Origin of the sequence: Lyngbya sp. CCY1209, assembly GCF_035615495.1 — a bacterium.
Classification (GTDB): Bacteria; Cyanobacteriota; Cyanobacteriia; order Cyanobacteriales; family Microcoleaceae; genus Limnospira.
The window spans coordinates 1-2,961 of record NZ_JAJENU010000568.1; the positions used below are offsets into that span (position 1 = coordinate 1).

2 protein-coding genes are annotated in these 2,961 nt (G+C 55.6%); one reads left to right on the forward strand and one right to left on the reverse strand.

The window, feature by feature from the left end:
* Positions 1–70 precede the first annotated feature (70 nt).
* Positions 71–1,120 carry a mannose-1-phosphate guanylyltransferase gene (locus LKE08_RS19840; RefSeq protein ID WP_324705986.1) on the reverse strand — a complete coding sequence of 350 codons (1,050 nt, stop codon included), beginning with the start codon at positions 1,118–1,120 and terminating at the stop codon, positions 71–73.
* 203 nt (positions 1,121–1,323) lie between these two features.
* Here LKE08_RS19840 and LKE08_RS19845 point away from each other — a divergent pair, with 203 nt between their 5' ends.
* Complete coding sequence (locus tag LKE08_RS19845; RefSeq protein WP_324705987.1) at positions 1,324–2,625, forward strand: LCP family protein; 1,302 nt, start codon at positions 1,324–1,326, stop codon at positions 2,623–2,625.
* Positions 2,626–2,961 lie beyond the last annotated feature (336 nt).

Consider the following 2,961-nt stretch of genomic DNA (forward strand, 5'->3'; position numbering starts at 1 on the left):
ATTGACTATGCCTTTAAGAGTTCAGTTTTGGACTGCTTAAGAATCCCCGCGTCTTTAGACCGGGGAGAAGTCAAAATAATTCTTGCAAATCCGGATCGGCTGCCAACTGCTGCAACATTTTTTTAATGTCTTGCGTCCGATCTTTGTGGGCAATTAAGGTGACGTTGCCATCCCGGACCACGACCAAATCTTCCACGCCGATGGTGACGATCACTTCGTTGGCGTTGCGGCCGTACAAAATGGAGCCTGTGGTATCCAATCCGACGTGTTTGACCAACTCCACATTGGAGCCGTTGCCGTCGAAGAGGCGCTCCAAAGAATTCCAATCTCCGAGGTCATCCCAACCGAAGGAGACGGGCAAAACGCAGGCTTTTTGTGTCTTTTCCATCAGGGCATAATCAATGCTAATCCGTTCCAACTGAGAATAAGCTTCGGCGCCCTTGGCTTCCAACACCTTCACCAAATCCGGGACGTGCGATCGCAACTCTTCGAGGACCACCCCGGCCCGAAACACGAAAATCCCAGCATTCCAGTGGAAGCGGCCCGTGGCCAAAAACTTCTCGGCGGTTTCCGGGTCAGGCTTTTCCGTAAACCGCGCCACCCGATAGGCGGGGAACTCGCCGAAGGTGCCGATTTCCTCTCCCTGTTCGATGTAACCGTAACCCGTCGCCGGATAGTCGGGGTGCAAACCCAACGTGACGATCGCATCCCGACTCGTCGCCAGCTTTTCTGCGGATGTCAGAGCCTGCTGAAACCGCTCCGGCTGGCCGATCCAGTGGTCGGCGGGAAAAAACCCGATCACCGCATCTTCGCCGTAACGTCGCGCCACTTCCACCGCGGTCCAGGCCACCGCCGGGGCGGTATCCCGTCCCTCGGGTTCCGCCAAGATATTTTCCGGGGGCAAGTGGGGCAGTTGCTCCCGGACGCCCCGTTCGAGGAGGGCCGAGGTGATCACCCAAAGTCCGTCCCAATTTCCGCCCAAAGGCAACAGGCGTTCGGCAGTCCCCTGCAACAAACTCTGGCCGCTGCCATCTAAACTCAGAAATTGTTTCGGCCGGGTTTTGCGACTCAGAGGCCAAAAACGCTCACCTTTACCGCCAGCGAGAATAACAGGTATCATGCGACTTACAATTTTTTAGGTTTAGATACCTCAATCTTAAAATATGAATGAGCCGTTGTCAGCGTTCCGACCCAATTTTTGGATGCGATCGGCTTTGCCGGTGGGCTTCGCCCAATCGCGTCACCCGGGTCTGAGAAAATCGCCGGTGGCACCATCTGAAAATCAATTTTGAGAATCGATCCATCCTATTTCGTCAATTCTCCATGCGTTATCCCACAACATCCCAAAGACGACCCAAAATCCTGCCGGTTTTATTCTGGAGTTTTATTGTCCTGCTGATCGCGAGCACTTCCGCCACCTTGGGGGCTGTCACCGCCCTCCTTTCTCCCGACGAACGGGGGTCAAATGAGGACGGGTCAATGGTTCTCAATGGGCTGTGGCGCGATCGCTTTCGGTTTGAATTGTCCCGTCCGGTGCACATTTTGGTGATGGGGATTGATCGCCCCCCGGAGGGCGGGGAAGAGTCCCCCGATGTATTTAAAGGCCGCAGCGACAGTATTCTTCTGGTTCGCTTCGACCCCCTCGAAGGGAGCATCAACCTCCTGTCCATCCCCCGAGATACCCGGGTTTCCATCCCCGGCCTGGGGGAAGGAAAGATCAACGAAGCGAACTACTGGGGCGGTACGGAATTGGCGGCGGAAGTGGTCGAAAAGACCCTCAACCGAGTGGAAATTAACCGCTATGTCCGCGTCGGCAGCGGGGCGTTTCGAGAATTGGTGAATTTGTTGGGGGGGGTGGAAGTGTTCGTCCCCTATCCCATGTCTTACACCGATAACAGCCAGCAGTTGCGGATCGATTTGTCCCCCGGATGGCAGACTATCGACGGCGAACAGGCGGATCACTTCGCCCGATTTCGCGGCGATGCCTACGGGGATATCGGCCGCATCCAACGCCAACAGGCGTTGATGGAGGCGATTCGGGAACGGTTGCGGAGTCCGGAGGTGCTGCCCCGAGTGCCCCAGATCGTGCGGGTGATGCTGAAATATGTGGACACGGATTTGGATTTTGAGGAACTGCTGACCCTGGCCAAATTTGCCCTGAACCTGGATTCGGACCGGGTGCGGATGGTGATGTTGCCGGGGGAAGAACGGGGCGGATATACGAGTTATTGGGCGATCGACGATCGCGCCCGCGATCGGGTCATGGCCCAATATTTTCGGGTGGATTCTACGGGGTTTGTATTGGCTGGACCTTACCAGCGATCGCCCTATCAAGAATTGTCGAAAAACAGCCGCATCGCCATCCAAAATGCCTCCGGCGACCCGGCGGCGGGCGATCGGGTGGCGGATTTCCTCTACGAAAAGGGCTACGACCAAGTTTATGTCGTCCCCAAACTGCCCTACTCGGTGCGATCGACCCAAATCATCGTCCAGAGGGGCGATCTCGGTGGCGCGGAACTCCTGCAAACCACCCTCGGCTTCGGTAACATCAAAGCATCCTCCACCGGCGAGGTGGACTCGGATTTAACCATTCGCGTGGGAGAAGATTGGAGGCAAAAATTTTGACTCTCAAAGACGGCTTCAAACCCCTGCTGCGGGCGATATTGCGCCTGACGTTCATTCTCGGTTTGGCGATCGCATGGGTGCTGTTGGCGGCGACTCCGGCTTAGGAGGGAGTCGGGAATCGGTATGAGGGAGTCGGGGAATTTTAGATTGTAGGGGCGCAAGGCACGGCGCCCCAATTTAATTTGAGATTCTTGCCATTTTTGTCCCTCCGCCCCTTTGCCCTCGGCTTAGAATCGAACAGAGAAGAAACCGGGTTTATTATCGCAAGTATCGCGCTCGTGTATCAACAGTTTCAATCGGGCTAGAAACCTTGAAACATCGATGTAAAGGTCATTT